Origin of the sequence: Paraburkholderia rhynchosiae (assembly GCF_002879865.1) — a bacterium.
GTDB lineage: Bacteria > Pseudomonadota > Gammaproteobacteria > Burkholderiales > Burkholderiaceae > Paraburkholderia > Paraburkholderia rhynchosiae.
Window position 1 is genome coordinate 82,009 of sequence record NZ_PNXY01000023.1, and the last position, 17,592, is coordinate 99,600.

Annotated in this window: 13 protein-coding genes; 3 read left to right on the top strand and 10 right to left on the bottom strand. The window is 62.8% G+C overall.

The features are described from left to right. Window positions 1–55: 55 nt before the first annotated feature. The 7 genes from C0Z16_RS26560 to C0Z16_RS26590 form a co-directional block, all read right to left on the bottom strand. Window positions 56–1,333, bottom strand: coding sequence for an NAD(P)/FAD-dependent oxidoreductase (locus C0Z16_RS26560; RefSeq protein WP_102635042.1), 1,278 nt, complete (start codon window positions 1,331–1,333; stop codon window positions 56–58). 96 nt (window positions 1,334–1,429) lie between these two features. Further along, the gene (locus C0Z16_RS26565) at window positions 1,430–2,959 is read right to left on the bottom strand and encodes an ABC transporter substrate-binding protein (protein ID WP_102635074.1); all 1,530 of its coding nucleotides are present in this window, start codon (window positions 2,957–2,959) and stop codon (window positions 1,430–1,432) included. A gap of 259 nt (window positions 2,960–3,218) precedes the next feature. Continuing rightward, a complete protein-coding gene (locus C0Z16_RS26570; protein WP_102635043.1) occupies window positions 3,219–5,234 on the bottom strand; it encodes a hydantoinase B/oxoprolinase family protein in 2,016 nt (671 codons plus the stop codon). 23 nt (window positions 5,235–5,257) lie between these two features. Continuing rightward, on the bottom strand, window positions 5,258–7,297 hold the full coding sequence (locus C0Z16_RS26575; protein ID WP_102635044.1) for a hydantoinase/oxoprolinase family protein: 2,040 nt from the start codon (window positions 7,295–7,297) through the stop codon (window positions 5,258–5,260). A 52-nt stretch (window positions 7,298–7,349) separates the two neighbouring features. After that, window positions 7,350–8,684, bottom strand: a complete 1,335-nt coding sequence (locus C0Z16_RS26580) for an NAD(P)/FAD-dependent oxidoreductase (RefSeq protein WP_102635045.1) — start codon at window positions 8,682–8,684, stop codon at window positions 7,350–7,352. 92 nt (window positions 8,685–8,776) lie between these two features. After that, on the bottom strand, window positions 8,777–10,201 hold the full coding sequence (locus tag C0Z16_RS26585) for an aminotransferase (RefSeq protein ID WP_244201370.1): 1,425 nt from the start codon (window positions 10,199–10,201) through the stop codon (window positions 8,777–8,779). Continuing rightward, window positions 10,198–11,082 (bottom strand): aldo/keto reductase, encoded by an 885-nt coding sequence (locus C0Z16_RS26590; RefSeq protein WP_102635046.1) that lies wholly within the window; start codon window positions 11,080–11,082, stop codon window positions 10,198–10,200. The genes C0Z16_RS26585 and C0Z16_RS26590 overlap by 4 nt, the downstream gene beginning before the upstream one ends. A 159-nt stretch (window positions 11,083–11,241) precedes the next feature. Here C0Z16_RS26590 and C0Z16_RS26595 point away from each other — a divergent pair, with 159 nt between their 5' ends. Both C0Z16_RS26595 and C0Z16_RS26600 read left to right on the top strand, forming a co-directional pair. After that, on the top strand, window positions 11,242–11,973 hold the full coding sequence (locus C0Z16_RS26595; RefSeq protein WP_102635047.1) for an IclR family transcriptional regulator: 732 nt from the start codon (window positions 11,242–11,244) through the stop codon (window positions 11,971–11,973). A gap of 104 nt (window positions 11,974–12,077) precedes the next feature. Beyond that, window positions 12,078–12,521: a c-type cytochrome gene (locus C0Z16_RS26600; RefSeq protein ID WP_102635048.1), complete on the top strand. Its 444-nt coding sequence runs from the start codon at window positions 12,078–12,080 to the stop codon at window positions 12,519–12,521. A gap of 10 nt (window positions 12,522–12,531) precedes the next feature. On the opposite strand, the gene C0Z16_RS26605 is transcribed toward C0Z16_RS26600, so the two are convergent. From C0Z16_RS26605 to C0Z16_RS26615, 3 genes are all read right to left on the bottom strand, one after another. Continuing rightward, window positions 12,532–12,996: a BON domain-containing protein gene (locus tag C0Z16_RS26605; RefSeq protein ID WP_102635049.1), complete on the bottom strand. Its 465-nt coding sequence runs from the start codon at window positions 12,994–12,996 to the stop codon at window positions 12,532–12,534. 346 nt (window positions 12,997–13,342) lie between these two features. After that, window positions 13,343–14,362, bottom strand: coding sequence for a chemotaxis protein CheB (locus C0Z16_RS26610; RefSeq protein WP_102635050.1), 1,020 nt, complete (start codon window positions 14,360–14,362; stop codon window positions 13,343–13,345). Between the two features lie 145 nt (window positions 14,363–14,507). Beyond that, entirely contained in the window at window positions 14,508–16,604 is a 2,097-nt protein-coding gene (locus tag C0Z16_RS26615) for a TonB-dependent receptor (RefSeq protein WP_102635051.1), read from the bottom strand. Between the two features lie 635 nt (window positions 16,605–17,239). On the opposite strand from C0Z16_RS26615, the gene C0Z16_RS26625 reads away from it, so the two are divergent. Beyond that, window positions 17,240–17,572 carry an ArsR/SmtB family transcription factor gene (locus tag C0Z16_RS26625; protein WP_102635052.1) on the top strand — a complete coding sequence of 111 codons (333 nt, stop codon included), beginning with the start codon at window positions 17,240–17,242 and terminating at the stop codon, window positions 17,570–17,572. Window positions 17,573–17,592: the final 20 nt, after the last annotated feature.

Sequence of the window (17,592 nt, forward strand, 5' to 3'; positions counted from 1 at the left end):
TGCCGAATTGTAAAGGCACTCGCCCGAACGTGTCGTCAATGAGCCAGATCTACTGTCAATGCAGGATGTCCTGAATCCGGTAATACGCGCCGACCAGCGGCAGCATCCATCGGCGTGCGGCATGTCCTGGCACCGGTGGCCATGGCAGCGCGCGCCAGGGGTTAGCGTCGGCGTAACCGGACATCACGTCTGCCATTACACGCCCCATGTGCGTGGACATCTGCACGCCATGCCCGCTGTAGCCCATCGAATAGTAGAGGCCGTCGTGTTGTCCCGCGCGTGGAAGCCGGTCCACGGTAATGTCGACGAGGCCACCCCAGCAGTAATCGATCCTCGTTGCCGCCAGTTCGGGAAAGTACTTCGCGAGGTTGGCCTGCAGCACGTGTCCGCTCTTCGCATCGGACTGCGGGTCCGACATCGCGAAGCGGGCTCGCCCGCCCCACAGCAGGCGGTTATCGGGCGTCACGCGAAAATAGTTGCCGATGTTCAGCGACGTCACATAGTTGCGCCGATGCGGAAAGAGCGCGTCCAGTTGCCCCTTGGCGAGCGGCTCTGTCACGACAATGAAACTGCCGACGGGCGCCATCCGTTGCTGGAACCATTGCAGCGGCCCTTGCCGCGAGGGCCCGGTCGCCACCAGTACTTTCTCGGCCTGGATCACACCGCGCGCGGAGGTGACCTCATAGCGCCCGCCGTCGATGCGCTTCAGTTGCGTCACCGCGGCTTTCTCGAAGATGCGTGCCCCGTGACGCGACGCGGCTTGTGCAAGCCCCACGCCGAACTTGCCCATATGCATCTGTGCGCCGTTGCGTTGCAGCAGTCCGCCATGGAAACCATTCGAGCCGACTTCGCTGCGCACTCGTGCAGGCTCGATTAGTTCGATATCCTGATCGACTTCGCGGTGCAACACCTCGTAGGTTCGCGCAAGTTTCTCGAAGTGCTTGGGTTTCGCCGCGAGTTTGAGCTTACCAGTACGCACGAAATCGCAGTCAATGCGATGATGCGTCACGATGGATTCGACGCTCTGCACCGCGCTTTCATACGCACGATAAAACTCGCGAGCCTGTTCGAGCCCGACGCTCGCCGCGAGCGAGGCGAAGTCCTGCGCGACGCCTGTGTTGCACTGTCCGCCATTGCGCCCCGACGCCTGACCAGCTATCCGCCCCGCTTCGAGTACGGTGACCGAAACTCCGCGCGTGGCGAGTTCCAGTGCGGCGGACAAACCCGTAAAGCCACCGCCGATCACGACAACATCACTGCGGCCCTCGACGGGGCCTTCGGCGCCGTCCTTGAACTCCGGTGCAGTGTCCAACCAGTACGAGTCTAGCTTCATTGAATTTTCGATTGAATGCTACGACGCAAACCGGCTCGCCAGCGAGGTCTTCGTAGGGAGCCGGTCACCGGAACGATCAGCATGAAGCGGCGTTGGTCAGGCTGCCCACCATGCATGTTCGGCAAACGAAAAGCCCATCATCGCGCCGGTCGGAATCGAGCCTAGGCCCTTCAGGCGCTTGTCGTTCGCATCGAGCAGACTGATGAACGACGGAATGCCGATGCCGCCTTCGTCCGTGACCAGCATCTGCATCTCGCCGTACATCTGCTTGCGCCTGGCGTCGTCCGTCTCGGCACGCGCGCTTACCAGCAACTGATCGAACTTCGGGTCCTTCCACGCTGACTCGTTCCACGGCGCGTCGGATTTGAAGAACTGCGTGAACAGCACGTCGGCGCTTGGCCGCGGGTTGATGCTGCCGAAACCGAGCGGATGCTTCATCCAGTGATTCGACCAATAGCCGTCGGCGGGCACGCGATTCACACTCAGATTCACGCCGATCTTCGCGGCCGTTTGCTGGATCAATTGCGCCATTTCGACGGAGCCGTTCGCGTCCGTGGTGGCGTAGATGGGCGGCAACGCGGACCCTATTGCGCCGGCCTTCTGCATGTAGAACTTCGCCTTGTCGAGGTCGAACTTGCGTTGCGGCAACGAGGCGTTGAAGTAGCGGTGGCCCGGCGGGATAGGCTGATCGTTGCCGATCACGGCGTAACCGAGAAATACTGCGGAACGGATCTGCTCGCGATCGAACATGTACTTCATGCCCTTCACGAAATCCGGGTTGCCGGTGACCGTGTTGTCACGGCGCATGATCAGGTCCGTGTAAAGACCCGACTTGGTTTCCTTGACCTCGTATCCCGGCGTCGCGGCGATACGGCGCGTCGAACGCGGGTCGACTGAGTTGATCAGATGAACGTCGCCGGCAAGCAGCGCGCTGACACGAGCCGCGTTGTCGCTGATGCTGATCAGCTCGATCTGATCCAGATACGGCTGTCCCGACTTCCAGTAGTTGTCGTTGCGCACGCCTACCGTGCCCGCGCCCGGCTTGAAGCTCTTCAGCTTGTAGGGGCCGGTACCGATGGCCGAATTGAAGTTAGTCGTGCCGTCCTTCACGATGACCATTTGCGGCGTCGCGAGAATGACGGGCAGGTCGGCGTTCGGCACTTCGAGCGTCAACGTCACTTCGTTCGGCCCGCTCGCTGTCACGCTGGCGAACTGGTCGGCGAGTGTCTTCACGCGCGAGGCCGTTTGCGGATTCTTGTGACGCATCAGCGAATACACCACGTCAGCGGGCGCGAGCGGTTTGCCATCGTGAAAGGTCACGCCCTGGCGCAACTTGATGATCCACGTTTTCGCGTCAGTGCTCGACACGGATTCCGCGATGTTCATGCGCGGCGTAAGGCTTTCGTCGAGTTGGGTCAGGCCGCTGTAAAACATGAAGAAGCGGATGTAGTCGCTACCTGTCGATCCCGCTGCGGGATCGAGGGTATCGGATACCGAACCCGCGTCGTAAGCGACACGAATGCTGCCGCCCTTCTTCGGCACTTCGGCGGCCAGCGCCGCGGGCGCGGCTGTAAGCAGTCCGCCGCCGGCGACCATCATGCCGGTCCCGGCTAACATGCGCATCATGTCGCGGCGGCTGATGCCGCGGTTATTCGTTTCGTCGTTCACGTCAGTGGCTCCGGCAGAAGTAAGTGATCTAAACAAGGTTCTGTACGCGACGAGAAAATTTCTGAGGTCTCGTTAGCAGCATCGTATGCCTGCACAAAACGCGTAAAGCGCCGACAAAAAAAGGCAGACGGCATAAACAAACTGTTCTTGCACCGCTAACGCGGCAATTTGCATGGTCGCCGGTTTAGCGCTGTAAACATGCCGCAACCGGTGCGCGTCAGGCGCTCACCGGCGCCTGGACTTCGAGCAACTGTGGATAGCGTTTGAGGACTTCGTCATACACTTGCTCGATCACTTGCGCACCCGGCGTCAAGGTGGCGGCAGCCTCTTTTGCGTCGAGCGCGTCGAAGATCTTGTGCTTGAGGAAATGCCGCCAGACGACCGGCGCGCGCGCGAGAATGCCCGTCAAAACGTCGTAGCGCTCGCGAGTCCATTTCGCTTCATACGCATTGCGCTCCGCGCCATAGTCGAAGTGGCACGCTGGCCGCTGTTGAGCCGCGCTTTTCGCGGCCTCGCGCAGGCTCGCGGTCGAGTCAGCGTCAATCACTCCATCGGCGAGCACCACGCCATACAGATCGCGCGCCTGATGGATCGACAGATAGCCGCGCCGTACGTCTTCCAGCACCTTCTGCGTATGGCGTTCGTAAGGATGGCCATAGCCGCCACCGCCGCATCCTTCGAGACGGATGACGTCGCCGGGACCGCACATCACCAGATCGGTCACGCCGAGATCCTCTTCGGTTTCAGTACCGGGATTACGGGTAAACCGCGAGACGGCGCCCGCTTTGCCGCCCAACACACCCCACGACGCAAAGCGCGAACGGTCGCGATTGCGTGCCGTGACGAGCGTGCCCGGCGAGAAGACGCGGAACTCCATCACGGTCCCGAGGCCGCCGCGATATTTGCCGGCGCCGGCGCTGTCCGGCACCACGCCATAGCGCGTGATGCGGATCGGCACTTCCGCTTCGTTGATCTCGACTGGCGTATTGCGCAGAAACGCAACGTTCGCGCCCGACGCGTCCGATCCATCCGCCGACGCCATGCCGCCCGCCCCGCCGCCCACCGGTCCGATCGACGCGATCACCGTGCGGCCGTTGCGGTCGACGGTCTTCACGTTGAGGATTGACATGCCGCCGGCCGGACAGGCCGGCAAGCGTTCCGGGCAGACCATGGAAAAGGCGCCGAACGTCACGTATTGCGCGACCTTCGCAGTCAGACTGCGCATGCCGACCGCTGCCGGGGGCAAGCAGTTCATGATCGTGCCTTCGGGCATGATGCAGCGCGCCACTTTCAGCATGCCCGCGTTGAGCAGCAGATCGGGGTTCAGCGAATACAGCACGTAGTTCAGGCCGACGAGCGCGAGCACATGACGCTCCTTGCCGCCCGTCGGCATATTCAGCGACGAATTCAACTGCGGATCGCTGCCGGTAAAGTCGAACACGAGCGAACCGTCCTTCACCGTGAGCGTCAGCGCGACACGCAGCGGTTTGCCGTTGACCGAATCCTCGTCGGCATATTCGGCGAAGAAATATTCGCCGTCCGGCATGCTTCGCACGATCGTACGCGCCTGCTCTTCCGAATAGTCGAGCAGCGCATCCATGCCGGCGCGAAACTGCTCGATGCCGAAGCGCTCGATGATTTCCAGCACCCGCCTCTCGCCCGTCATGAGCATCGCGATTTGCGCCATCAGATCGCCGCGATTCTGCTCTGCCGCGCGCACATTGATCGCCATGTGTTCGAGCAATGCTTCATCGAGCACGCCCGCGCGGACGATCTTGGTCGGCGCGAAACGAATGCCTTCCTGATAGATCTCGGTGAGCGTGCGCGACAGCGACGCCGGCACCGCGCCGCCCATATCGGTGTTGTGAATGTGCCCGCCCACATAGCAGACGATCTCGCCGCCGAAGAACACCGGCTTCCACATCATCACGTCGGGCGTGTGCGTGGCGACGTAGCCGCTATACGCGTCGTTGGTCATGCAGATGTCACCTGGCTCGTAGTGGTCGATCATGTCGATCACCGCGCCGAAATCGAGCCCCGGATACCAGGTCGCGCCAAGCGTTTTCGGCGACGCGAACGTCAGGCCGCGCGTGTTCATGAGCGTGCAGGAGAAGTCTTCTGTTTCCTTCACGAACGCGGAATGCGCGGTGCGCACGAGCGTATACGCCATGCTTTCGGCGGCCGCGACGCAATAGTTCGCGAAGATCTGAAGGACGGATTTATCGAATGTCATAGTGCGTTTCCAGGGTCGGCCAATCAGACGGCTTCGAGAAAGAGGTTGCCGTATTCGTCCACACGGCCGTCGAAGCCCGGCAGCACACAAGTCGTGGTGTCGTCTTGCGCGACGATCGCCGGACCCGCGAACCGGTGTCCTGCAAGCAGTGAGGAACGCTGGTAAAGCGGCACACGGCGCCAGCTACCGTCCAGATACACATCGATCTCGGATTCGACGCGCGGCGCACCGTCGCCCATCGCGATATGCGGCAGTTCGGGCTTCGGCGTAGGCGCGGTGATAACGAGCCGCAGCGCTACCACCTGAATCGGCGATTTCTCGTCGCTGTGTCCGAAGAGGCGCGCGTGTTCCCGATGAAAAGCCTGCGCGATCGCATTGATATCGCCGCTGATGATCGCCTCTGCCTCAATCGGCGTGTCGATTTCAAACGATTGCCCGCGATAGCGCATATCGGCCGACACGGCAATATCGGCGGTGGCGTCGGTACCCGTCTCGCGAATCACCCACGCGCGCGCGTCGGCTTCGAGATGCGCGAGATCCTGCGCGAGCAGGACGAGCGACGCGCGGTCGAGCGGATAGTATGTCGTCCGAACGAAATCGTTCTTCGTGTCGGCGATCAGGCCGCCGAGCGCGCTGAGCACGCCGGGTGTGGTCGGCACCAGCAGATTGCGCACGTTCAGCGCGCGCGCGAGAAAACAGCCGAGCATCGGCCCTGCGCCGCCGAACGGCATCAGCGCAAAAGTGCGCGGGTCGATCCCGAAGCGCGAACTCAGCCGGCTCACGCCCGCGTACATGCCGGAGATCGAGACTTCGATGATGGCCGCCGCGGTCTCGTACACGTCGAGTCCGAGACGCCGGGCAAGCGGTTCGATGGCTCGCAGCGACGCGTCCACATCCACCTTCACCGCGTTATAGCCGAGCGCGGCGCTGCCGAGCACGCCGATGGCGGCGAACGCATCGGTGATGGTCGGGCGTGTGCCGCCGCGTCCATAACACACCGGTCCTGGGCTCGATCCGGCGCTTTCGGGACCGACTTTGAGCACACCGAATTCGTCCACCCAGGCAATGGAGCCCCCGCCGTCGCCAACTGAGGACACCGACACGGACGGAATATGAATCTGGAATTCGCCGATGTATTCGCCGGTCGCGTATTGCGGTTTGCCGTCCACGATCAGCGCAATATCCGCAGTCGTCCCGCCGATGTCGAGACTCATGCAGTCTTTCACCTTGCAGAGCTTCGCGAGATACGCGGCCCCAATCACGCCGGATGCCGTGCCGGACAAAATCATCTGCACGCAGTTCTGCTTGCCGTGCTCGGCGCTCATCACGCCGCCGTTCGACTTGGTGACTTTGAGGTCCGCGCTCACTCCGCTTTCGGCCAGCGCCGCCTGCAGTTGCGTCAAATAGTTCGACACGCGCGGCTGGACATAGCCGCCAATGGTCGCCGTTACCGTCCGCTCGTATTCGCGGATGATCGGCCAGACCTCATGCGAACAGGACACGAAGAAGCCCGGCAGCGCCGCCTCGATGATCGTCTTCACCTGCTGTTCATGCGCCGGGTTGCGGTATGAGTGGAGCAGCGACACGACCACGCCCTCGCAGCCTGCCGCCTGCAGGCCGTAAACCGCTTCGAGCACGCTTGTCTCGTCGACGGGTGTCTCTTCGACGCCGTCCGCGCCGATGCGCTCGACCACGCCGAACACGCGATCGCGCGGAATCAGCGGCGCGGGACGGCTCGACATCAGGTGATACATATCGGGGATCTTCAAACGCGCGATGTCGAGCACGTCCTCGAAGTTGCGGGTGGTGATGAGGCCCAGCTTCAGCCCGCGGCGCTGGACCACTGCATTCACGCCCACCGTCGTGCCATGAGTGAAATACGTCACCTCGTGCGGCTCGATGCCGTAGCGCTCGCGCAGTCCGTCGACGCCCGCCAGCACTTCGCTGCCCGGGCTGTCGGGACGGGAGAACACCTTCAGCGTGCGAATGCTTCGCGTCGCTTCGTCCAGCACTGCGAAGTCGGTGAAAGACCCACCGATATCGACTCCGATTCTCAAACCCATGTCGTGTCCCTGCCTGTCTGAAGTGATGTGCGTGCCGGCGCTGCCGGCGCAGTTAGGCGTGCTGTCTGCGTTTGTCGAGCACGTCGCGAATCTGGTAGTAGCTGCCGAGCGCGGGCATGAACCACGGCTTGCCGCTATAGAGCGGATGCGTGACCATCGGAGTGCCGTAGGCGCTGGTTTCCGGCGCCTGCCCTTCGATGATCAGGCGCGCAATCTTGTAGCCGAGATACGTCATCATCACCACGCCGCTGCCGTTGCAGCCGAGCGCGTAATACATGCCGTCGGCGGTGCGGCCCAGGTGCGGAAGGAAGTCGAGCGTAAGCGCCACTGTGCCGCCCCAGCTATATGCCACCTTGACCTCGGCCATCTGCGGAAAACGCTCGACCATCTGCGCATGCAAAATTGCAGCGGACTCACGGCGATCGAGGTTATAAAAGCGCGCGCGCCCACCGAACAGCAGGCGCTTGCCGTCAGGTGAATAGCGGTAGTAGTTGACGACGCGGCGCGTCTCCGAGATGCCGCGACGCTTCGGGATCAGCGAAGCCCGTAAGTCAGCCGGTACCTCTTCTGTCGCGATCTGATGGGACACGACCGGCACCACGCGACGTTGCAGATCGGGCATCGAAGAATCCGTATAGCCGTTTGTGCAGATCACCACATGCCGGCCGGCGAGCGCGCCGCGCGATGTCTCGATCCGGTATTGCGCTCCAACACGCGCGATGCTTTTAACCGCGGCGCGACTGCACACCGTGACGCCTGCGCCGCGTGCGGCGGCGAGCAGGCCGGCGAACATCATCGACGGATGAACCTGGCCCGCGCGTTCGAGCAAAACGCCGCCGGCGTAGATGTCGCTCGCCAGTTCGCCGCGCAGTTCGTCGCGCGAAAGAAGTCGTGCACCGGCGCGAGCATAAGTGTTCAGATTGACGATGCGCTTGCGCCACGCGGCCATATGCGCGTCGGTCCACATCGCGTTGATGCGCCCGGCCTTCACGTAGCTGCATTCAATCGCGTTGTCGCGCAGGATGCTTTCGAACACCTCGTATGACACCGACGCTTCCGTCAACAACGTCCGCTGACGTTCTTCGGATACCGAACTATCCAGCTTTCTGCCTGAAGGCGCCTTGCCCACATTTACGCCGCCCGACACCTGTCCGCCGCTGAGCGTGCTCGCGCCGATGCCCGGCACATCGGCTTCGAGCACCGCAACGCGCAAGCCCTGCTTCGCGAATTCGAGCGCGCACGACAAGCCCGCATAGCCAGCGCCGACAATCGCCACGTCCACTTCGCGAGGCACGTCCGACATCAGTTCGTCGTGAGGACGCCAGTCTTTCCACCAGTACGGTGTGTCGGTGAAATCGGAAGAAAACACTTGGTTGCGCGTGGACACGGTTGGGTCCCTGGTTGGATTGGACAGCCGCGCTCGCGGGCCCGCGAGGGCGGAAACATTTCAGTCGCTTTGGAGCATCCGGTTATGTCATGTCATGACACGGATAACCCGTCGCCCGCGTCGTGCAACGCATGTCGTGTGATAGCAACAATCTCGTCGATGTCCGCGCGCGTGGCGACGAGCGGCGGCGCGAATCCGACGATGTCGTTCGTGCCTAGCGCACGGACAATCAGACCTCGCGCGAGCGCCGCCTGCGCCACGCGTTGACTCGCCTTCAACGCCGCAGGAAATGGACGGCGCTCCGTCTTGTCCGCCATCAATTCGAGCGCGGCGAGCATCCCCACGCCTCTGACATTGCCGACGAGCGGATGCGCGTCGAACTCCTCATGCAGGCGCGTCTGGAAATAAGCGCCGACGTCGGCTGCATGACGCACCAACTGCTCCCGTTCGATGATGTCGAGATTCGTCAACGCCGCGGCCGCGCATACCGGATGACCGGAGTAGGTCCACCCGTGATTCATCGCGCCCTGCTCGCGCGAACCGCGCTCGATCACATCCCACACGCGTTCGCTGACGATCACGCCGGACAGCGGCAAATATCCGCTCGTCAGCCCTTTCGCCACCGACATCAGATCCGGTTCGAGGCCGTAGTGCTCGCTGCCCGTACGCGAACCGAGGCGGCCGAAACCGCACACCACTTCATCGACGGCAAAAAGAATGTCGTGACGCTTCAGCACCGCCTGAATGGCCGGCCAATACCCGGCCGGCGGCGGCACGATGCCGCCCGAGCCCATCACCGGCTCGCCGAAGAATGCGGCGATGGTGCCGGCGCCTTCGCGCGCGATCAGTTGTTCGAGGTGCTCGACGCAATCCGCGACGAACTCGGCTTCGCTCGCACCGGGACGCGCGTCGCGATAGAAGTCGGGACTCGCCGTGTGCAGCACCTGCTGCATGGGCAGATCGAATCCCGCGTGAAATTTCGGCTGCCCCGTGAGACTGCCGGTCGCGATACCTGAGCCGTGATAACTGCGCTGCCGCGCGATGATCTTTTTCTTGCGCGGCCGTCCGAGCACGTTGTTGTAGTACCAGGCGAGTTTGATCTGCGTCTCGTTGGCGTCCGAGCCCGACATGCCGTAGAACACCTTCTTCATGCCAGGCGGCGCCCACTCTTCGATCAGACGTCGCGACAGTTCGACAGCGGGGTCGTTCGAAAAGCCCGCATACGTGTGATAGAACGACAGCTGGCGTGTCTGGGCCGCGATCGCATCGGCCATTTCCTCGCGTCCATAGCCGATGTTCACGCAATAGAGTCCCGCGAACGCGTCGATATATGAGCGGCCCGCGTGATCCTCGATGCGGATGCCTGTCGCGCGCGTCATCAGCCGTACATCGAGTTGGCCTGACGCATGATCGGATGCGTGCGTTCCGGGATGCATCAGATGCCGCCGGTCAGTCTCGAGCGTGAGCTCGCCCTGCGTGCGCATCGCGGGGTTCATGCTCGTGTCGATGAAGTTCATGGCTTTTCCGCCGCTAATGAATGTGCCGGGGCGTCCCACTCCGGATGCCACGCCGGCTTGCTTACCCGGCCGTCGGCGCGGGCGAGTGTGCCGATGCGCGCCATCGCGCGTGCATCCAGTTCAAAATCGAACACCGCGAGGTTCTCGCCGATCCGGACCGGATTCGACGATTTGGGAATGGCGGCCACGCCAGGCTGCTGCATCAGCCAGCGCAAGATGACCTGAGCCGGCTTTCGCTCGTGCTCGCGCGCGATCTCCGCGATGACCGGATCCGCGAGCAGCTTGCCGCTGCCAAGCGGCGTATGGGCAATCAGCGCCATGCCATGCCGCCGGCAAGCATCGAGCACTTTGCTTTGATCGAGATACGGGTGGTACTCGCACTGATTGGCGACTAGCGGGACTGAGGCCAGCGCGACCGCACGATCGAGCAGCGCCGCCGGAAAGTTCGATACGCCGATATGACGCGTCAAGCCGCTGCGTTGCGCTTCGCACAGCGCGCCGATGGTCTCCTCGAGCGGCACCTCGGGATTAGGCCAATGCACCAGCAACAGGTCGACGTGATCGAGCCCGAGCCGCGCGACGCTCGCCTGGGCGGCACGTTTGAAATCGGCCGCGCGCAATTCCGTATGCCAGACCTTGGTTGTGACGAACACCTCGTCGCGCGGCAGACCGCTCGCGGCGAGCGCCTGACCTACCGCCTGTTCGTTCTCGTAGCGCGCCGCCGTGTCGATATGGCGATAGCCCGCTTCGAGCGCCGCACGCACGGCAAGCACGCCTTCCTCGTGAGTGGACCGCCAGGTGCCGAGGCCGATCCGCGGAATCCGCGCGCCATTGACCTCGATGACCGGCAAAGCGGTGAGCGGCTGAAAAGAAAGTCCCATTGCCGTATTTATTCTCCGTGCTTTCAAACTCGATGAAGGTGTGCCACAATACGGCACGGCGTTCCATATCCAATGCACCGAAAGTAACACGCGCTTTTTTGCGTGGCAAGCGCAGCGTGGGCAGCGCCTTGTCCGGCGCGGCCCATCATCGGAGACTGCATGAAAAGTTTGTTGAAGAGCCTCGAAATCCTGGAGGCCGTATCGCAGAACCAGCCGGTCAGCGTCGGCGTATTGGCGCGTTTGCTCGATATGCCGAAGTCCAGCGTGCAGCGCGTGCTGTTGACGTTTCACGAGGCCGGCTGGCTTCGTCAGACGAGCGGCGACCTCACGCGTTGGGAAGTGGGTCCGCGAATTCTCGGCGTGCGGCCGGCGGCGTTGCGCGGCGGCGCGCTGTACGCGGCCGCGCGCGAGCCGATGCGCGAACTTCGCGATCTGACCAACGAGACGGTTCATTTATCGGTGCCCGACAGCACCAAGTCGATGGTCCTGATCGACCGCGCGGACTGTACGCAAACCGTGCGCACCTTCAGCCCGATCGGCGACCTGAGCCCGTTCCACGCCACCGCCACTGGCCTCGCGGTGCTGGCGTATATGAAAGAGACTGACGTCGAGGAAATCCTGAGCCGTGATCTGGCGAAATTCAGCGAGACGACACCTTGCGACCCGGCTGAGATCCGGCTCGAACTCGAACGCATCCGGCAACGCGGCTATTCGGTGAATCTCTCGCAATATCGCCACGCGGTGTGCGCAATCGGCGCGCCGATCATCGATTCCGACGGCGCGCCGGCGGCAAGCATCTGCATCTCCATGCCGGAATCGCGCTATGACCCGGCGCGTCTTGAAGAATGGGGCAACGCTGTTGCGAAGGCGGCAGCAGCGATCAGCGTGTAGCACACCCGGCGCCGCGGCCCGAGCGCGAACCGGCCACTGACACGCGAGGTGTGGCCACGACGTCGGGGCGTGCCGTGCTCACATCGATCGTCGCATGAGCGGTAATGGGATTCGCCCTGCTCATGCTGGCGGCGTGCGGACCGCAAGCGCCGCAACGCGAGCCATTGACAGGCGGCGACCCTGGGCGAGGCAAGGCGCTGATCGCGCGCGCCGGTTGCGGCTCATGCCATACCATCGAGGGCGTCGAAGGCGCGAACAGTCTTGTCGGTCCTCCGCTTAACGGCTTCCGGCAGCGGACTTATATCGGCGGCGTCGCGGCCAATTCCGCGACCAATCTTGAGCGTTGGCTGATGCATCGGCAAGAGTTCAGTCCACGTACGGCGATGCCCGACCTGGGACTGAGCGCCGATCAGGCGAGAGACATCGCCGGCTACCTTTATTTGCACGGATTGCCGACGCATTGGCGAATGCATGGGCAATCGGAACGGTGCAGGTCCGCGACGCGTGCCGCCGATGCAGCCAAATGTGGCCAATGCCGCACGCGTTGAGCCCACGCCGTCAGCCGCGCGTTGCAGCGCCTTGCAACTCCGGCACATTGCCCGCCTGCTCATGCACGGACAGTTCATCTTCCACGCGTTCGATGCCTGGCACCGCAGCAATCTCGCGAATGACACGCTCCCTGTCCGCTGCGAGTACATGGCCCGAAATACATGCGACGCCTCGCTCGACGCGAATATCGATCGCGCCCGGGTTGGCGACTGTGCGGCCGAGGCACGAGCGCGCACGCTCGACGAGTTGCTGGTCGGAAACCGGCGCATCCGATGCCGCATGATGCAGCAGACCGTATGCGTGCCCGGCGGCTCGCCTTGCCTGCGAGCGCGATTGCTTCGACAGCTTTTTCGTCGTCGACGCCATCTTGTCGCGCAGCATCGCGCGCCGCCGCCTGCCTGACTGGTTGTCAAGGTAGTACATCGCCGCGGCGCCGATCGCAGCCGCTGCGACAGATCGTAGGAACGTATTCACGTTAGTCCTCCTTCTCGATACGTCGAGTGATGAGGATGAGCGAGCATTGCTTATGCCTTGTGCCGTTGGACAATCGCGCGATGCGTTGTGGAACCCCTACAACTCACGGCACACGTGTCGGCGCCAATTTACCAGCCGTTGTAATAACCGGCGGCGAACGTGCGTTATCGGCAGCGAATCGGTTTCCGGGCGCATCGGCATGGCAATTGCGGAGGATGTAGGCTTGCACGCAGTACCGGCGTGGCGGTCTGTCTATGTCGCTCAACCGTGTGGAGTCATGCCGGGATACGTAGGCAAGCAGCAACGTTGACGCGAACCGTGGACGGCGTCCGGCGGCCCGGGCCAGTCATCGTTCTGCCGCTGAGCGAGCCTCCTTGCCCCCGCTCCTGTCGATCAGAATATTTCGCGTTGCTGTTGATGCCAACTCGAGACGGGCGATCCGCTGCTGCAGTTCCTCGACCTTTTGCCCGTCGGCCGCGCCGGCTAACTCCAGCTGCTGTTTGGCGAGAATCAGCTCTTCGTCGAGACGGCGCACGGCGGACCACAGCGCCTCCTCCGTGCTTTCCTGCTGCCTGTCATGCAACGAGGCTGCGGAAAATGCATGCCCCGTGTGACAGCGATAGCGCAACGGCTGGCCTTCGCCGATGCGCCACACCGCGCCTCCGCATTCAGGGCAAGTCAAACTGCTGTGCTGACCCAACCCTTCAAGATCCTTGACGGACGAGCGCCCCGTTCGTGCGATCCGGGCCTCGATTTCGGCCTGCTTGCGAACACTCACAAGAATCTCCTTTGACGTACCGGTGATCTTCAGCGCATTGACGATGGCTCCGGCGATTTCGGCGACCGGAGCCACCACATCGGCGGCGACTGCCTCAAGCGCGCTCTTCGGCATGCCTGCTGCAGCGCAGTCGGCAGGGTCCTGGACGATAGTGTAGCCACCGCATGCCTGAACCGCCCGCAGACCGGCGGCTCCGTCGTCGAGATGACCGGTCAGCACCACGCCGATAACGCGCCGCCCATAAGAGACTGCCGCTGAACGGAACAAAGGATCCGCGGCGGGCCGTGCAAAGTTTTCTCTGGGACCTCGGGACAGATTGATCCGGTCTTCATACACGACCATATGGCGGTCCGGCGGCGCGACGTACACCGTCGAACGGCGCAATGGCTCGCCGTCGCGCGCGTGCGATACCGCTAGTCGCGAAACCGCCTGCAAGAGTTCCGGCAGCATGCTTGGGAACGAGCCGATGTGCATGACGATCAGGATGGTGGCCGGCAGACCTTCGGGCAGCTCGCGCAGAAGCGTCCGGAGCGCGGCCAGCCCGCCAGTCGATGCAGCGACAACAACGATATCCCGGGTGCGATCCACCGCAGAACCTCCACTGTCATGCTGTCATGACAGCAAGCGGCGCGCCCTAACGGTTCACTGCGAAGCTGTACGCGGCGCCTCAGGCGTCAGCGGCAATACCGGCGGGCGACACGCGCGAATCGCGGCTTATATGCGTGAATTCCAGTCAGAACCTCGTGCGCAGTCCCACCATTACGCTTCGACCGCCCTCGGGCGCAATGTCCCGCACCACCGAACTCGCATAGCGAATCTCCTGGTTGGTCAGGTTGTCGCCGCGAAGATAAGCCAGCCAGTCCGTCTCGCCGACGTGGAACTTGTAGGTGAAAAGCAGGCCCAGCTTCGTGTAGCCGGCCGTCGGCAGATCGTTCTCCGGCACGCGGTGCTGCCCCCATGCGTGTTCCATTTCCGCGCGGGCGCCAAACGGACCATAGGCGTAATCGACGGCGAGCGTGGCGCGCAACGGCGAAATGCGCGGCAGCGGCTGATCGTTGTCCATGTTGCGAGCGTGTGTGTAGTCGCCGACAAGTTCCACATCCACCTGATGCGCGCCTTTCTGGAAAACGCGCCATTTACCGTCGAGCTCGATGCCGTAGAACTCCGCGCGCACGCCGCGATACACGGCCTCGTTCAATGCATCGTCGGTGCCTGGCGCGACGACCTGATCGGCGGCGTCCACCAGCCGTCCTGTATTGAACTCGGTGAGATAGTTCTTGAAGCGGCTGTAGAACACACCCATGCTGCCCTTGTTCGGGCCGCTTGCGAAACGCAGCGATAAATCGGTCGAAACAGCCTTTTCCTTTTGCGCGTCCGGATTGCCGATCAGGTATTGGCCTGTCGCGTCGTGCGGACCGTTCGCATACAGCTCGTAGAGTGCCGGCGCCCGCTCGGTGTAGGCGACATTGCCCGCGATGGACCAGGTCGGAGTCAGCTTGTACAGCGCGCCTAGCGATGCACTGACGGCATTGAAGTCGCGATTCGTCGCACTCGCAAACTTGTCGTTGCCGGCCGCGGTCGGCTGCTGCTTGACGTGCTCGTAGCGCAGCCCAGCGCTCAGCTTGAAGGCATCCGTCACGTTCCACTCTTCGACACCGAAGAGCGCGACGTTGGTGGTCTGCGTCGTCGGCACGAGCGTCTCGTCGCCCAGCGCGGAAAACGTGTTCTGGCTCAGCTGAACACCAATCGCACCTTCGAACGGCCCGATCTTCCTGTGACGTGCCTCGATCCGCGCCTCGTAGCCGTGATTGCGGAACGTGGTACTGGTCTCGCCGTTGTCGATTTCCTTGTGCTCGTAGTCCGTGTAGCCGAAATCGAACTTGAGCCGGGAGAACGGCCCGCTCAGATTGCGCACTTCAGATGCGAACGCCACGCGATCCTGGTGCATGCGTAGCCGCACGCCGTCCTCGGCGACCGAACCGTAGTTCGCCTCGTAGCCGTTGTACGACAGGCCCGCATAACCGTCGGTCCACGTATAAGCACCGCCGACTGCGCCGCCGTGCCATCGGCCATCGCTGTTCGGCAGGCTGCCGTAGGCTTCATCGGCATCGGAACCGTCGAGCGCGCGCTGGCGATCCGAGTGCGCGAAGCCGGGAATGCGCTCCTTGCTCGTCTCGCGATCGAATGCATCGACGTGAAACGCGAACTGTCCATTACCGCCTTCGACCTGGGCCGCACCGGCGCGCGCGTTGTTCGCGCCACCGTAGCTTGCATCGACGCCGCCGGTCAGCCCTTTGACCGGCTCACGCGGGATCCGGTTGTCGATCGTATTCACCACCCCGCCGATTGCATTGCCGCCATAGAGCAATGCCGCCGGTCCGCGCACGATCTCGACCCGCTCGATTGTCAGCGACTCCTGCGGGACCGCGTGATCGTACGACAGCGACGACGCATCCCACGCGGCGACGCCGTTCTGCAGAATCCGGATGCGGTCGCCATCCATGCCACGGATGATGGGTCGTCCCACCATGGGGCCGTAGGTCGTGGTGGACACGCCGGGCAAGCCGTTCAGAGTCTCGCCAAGCGAGTTCGCCTGGCGGCGGGTCAGCGCATCTGCGTACAGCGCGGTCGCCGGTGCGATCAGGTCGGTATCGCCCAAAGGATTGGCGGTAACGAAAACGGGCGCCAGGGACCCGCCGGGTATGGACATCGAATTTTGAGGCGAAGTCGAACTATCGGACTGAGCGTGGGCTAATGCGGCCAGGAAGGCCAGCGAGAGCGGCGACAGCCGGAGTACGCGCGCGGAAATATGTGGGAGGTTTTTATTCACTGTGTTTTTGAGGATTTGCCTTTTACGCCGGCTGCGTCTTGTTCCGGGCTCGCATTGAAGGATCGACACGGTCGCCGATTCGGGGCTAGCGAACGCTTCATCCGTTCAATGTCGGCGAAATGATATAACGTAACATTTCAATCGTAAAGTTGCGAAAGCAGCGAGGGGTATTTCGGCTATGTCTCGAGGCTTCGAGGCTTCCAAGCTTTGGAGCTTTGGAGCTTCGGGGCTTCGGGGCTTCGGCTTCCGGTTCCAGACCGGCGCTCCAAGCTACCCGCGCCGACCACGTGTGGCGGCTTGAAAGCCCGATCGGCCGCGAACTGCTCGCGCGCACCAGGCGTTCGGTCGCGCTCACCGCGGACGGCGAGTTGCTGTTGGGCTGGTGCATCGGCCCCTATCGCCGATGAACTGGCCAATGCCATCGGGCAAGCCTTTGCGCAAAGGCGACGCAGTGAGCGCGCGGCGAACCCGAGCGGCAGTGGGCGCTTCCGCATCTGCATCTGCATCTGCGCCGCGCCGCGCCGCGCGGACATACCGCAGAGTGAGCCGAACAACGACTATCGCAAAAGTTGTCGCCACCCCTATCATTTCCACAATTCTTGAAATGTGGAAACGAATCCGTTACCGTTACGGCTATGGACTCCAACCTCGTTGTACACGCCTTGGGCGCGCTAGCGCACGAATCGCGCCTCGCGATCTTCCGCCTGCTGGTCGTAGCCGGCCCGGACGGCATGGCCGCCGGTGAGATCGCCCAGAAGCTCGGGCTTTCGCCTTCCGGCCTGTCATTCCATCTGAAGGACCTGTCGCACGCCGACCTGGTGACACCGCGGCAGGATGGACGGTTCGTCATCTACACGGCCAACTTTAATGCGATGACGGCGCTGGTCGGCTTCCTGACGGAGAACTGCTGCGGCGGTACCCCGTGTGTCGCGAGCGACGCGCAAAACTGCTGCGCAGATACGCGATGACACGTATGCATACGGCATCC

What these genes read in the sequence shown, in the direction of transcription:
- C0Z16_RS26560 (WP_102635042.1), bottom strand. Translation starts at nt 1,333, where the DNA reads ATGAAGCTAGACTCGTACTGGTTGGACACTGCACCGGAGTTCAAGGAC.
- C0Z16_RS26565 (WP_102635074.1), bottom strand. Translation starts at nt 2,959, where the DNA reads ATGATGCGCATGTTAGCCGGGACCGGCATGATGGTCGCCGGCGGCGGA.
- C0Z16_RS26570 (WP_102635043.1), bottom strand. Translation starts at nt 5,234, where the DNA reads ATGACATTCGATAAATCCGTCCTTCAGATCTTCGCGAACTATTGCGTC.
- C0Z16_RS26575 (WP_102635044.1), bottom strand. Translation starts at nt 7,297, where the DNA reads ATGGGTTTGAGAATCGGAGTCGATATCGGTGGGTCTTTCACCGACTTC.
- C0Z16_RS26585 (WP_244201370.1), bottom strand. Translation starts at nt 10,201, where the DNA reads ATGAACTTCATCGACACGAGCATGAACCCCGCGATGCGCACGCAGGGC.
- C0Z16_RS26590 (WP_102635046.1), bottom strand. Translation starts at nt 11,082, where the DNA reads ATGGGACTTTCTTTTCAGCCGCTCACCGCTTTGCCGGTCATCGAGGTC.
- C0Z16_RS26595 (WP_102635047.1), top strand. Translation starts at nt 11,242, where the DNA reads ATGAAAAGTTTGTTGAAGAGCCTCGAAATCCTGGAGGCCGTATCGCAG.
- C0Z16_RS26600 (WP_102635048.1), top strand. Translation starts at nt 12,078, where the DNA reads ATGGGATTCGCCCTGCTCATGCTGGCGGCGTGCGGACCGCAAGCGCCG.
- C0Z16_RS26625 (WP_102635052.1), top strand. Translation starts at nt 17,240, where the DNA reads ATGGACTCCAACCTCGTTGTACACGCCTTGGGCGCGCTAGCGCACGAA.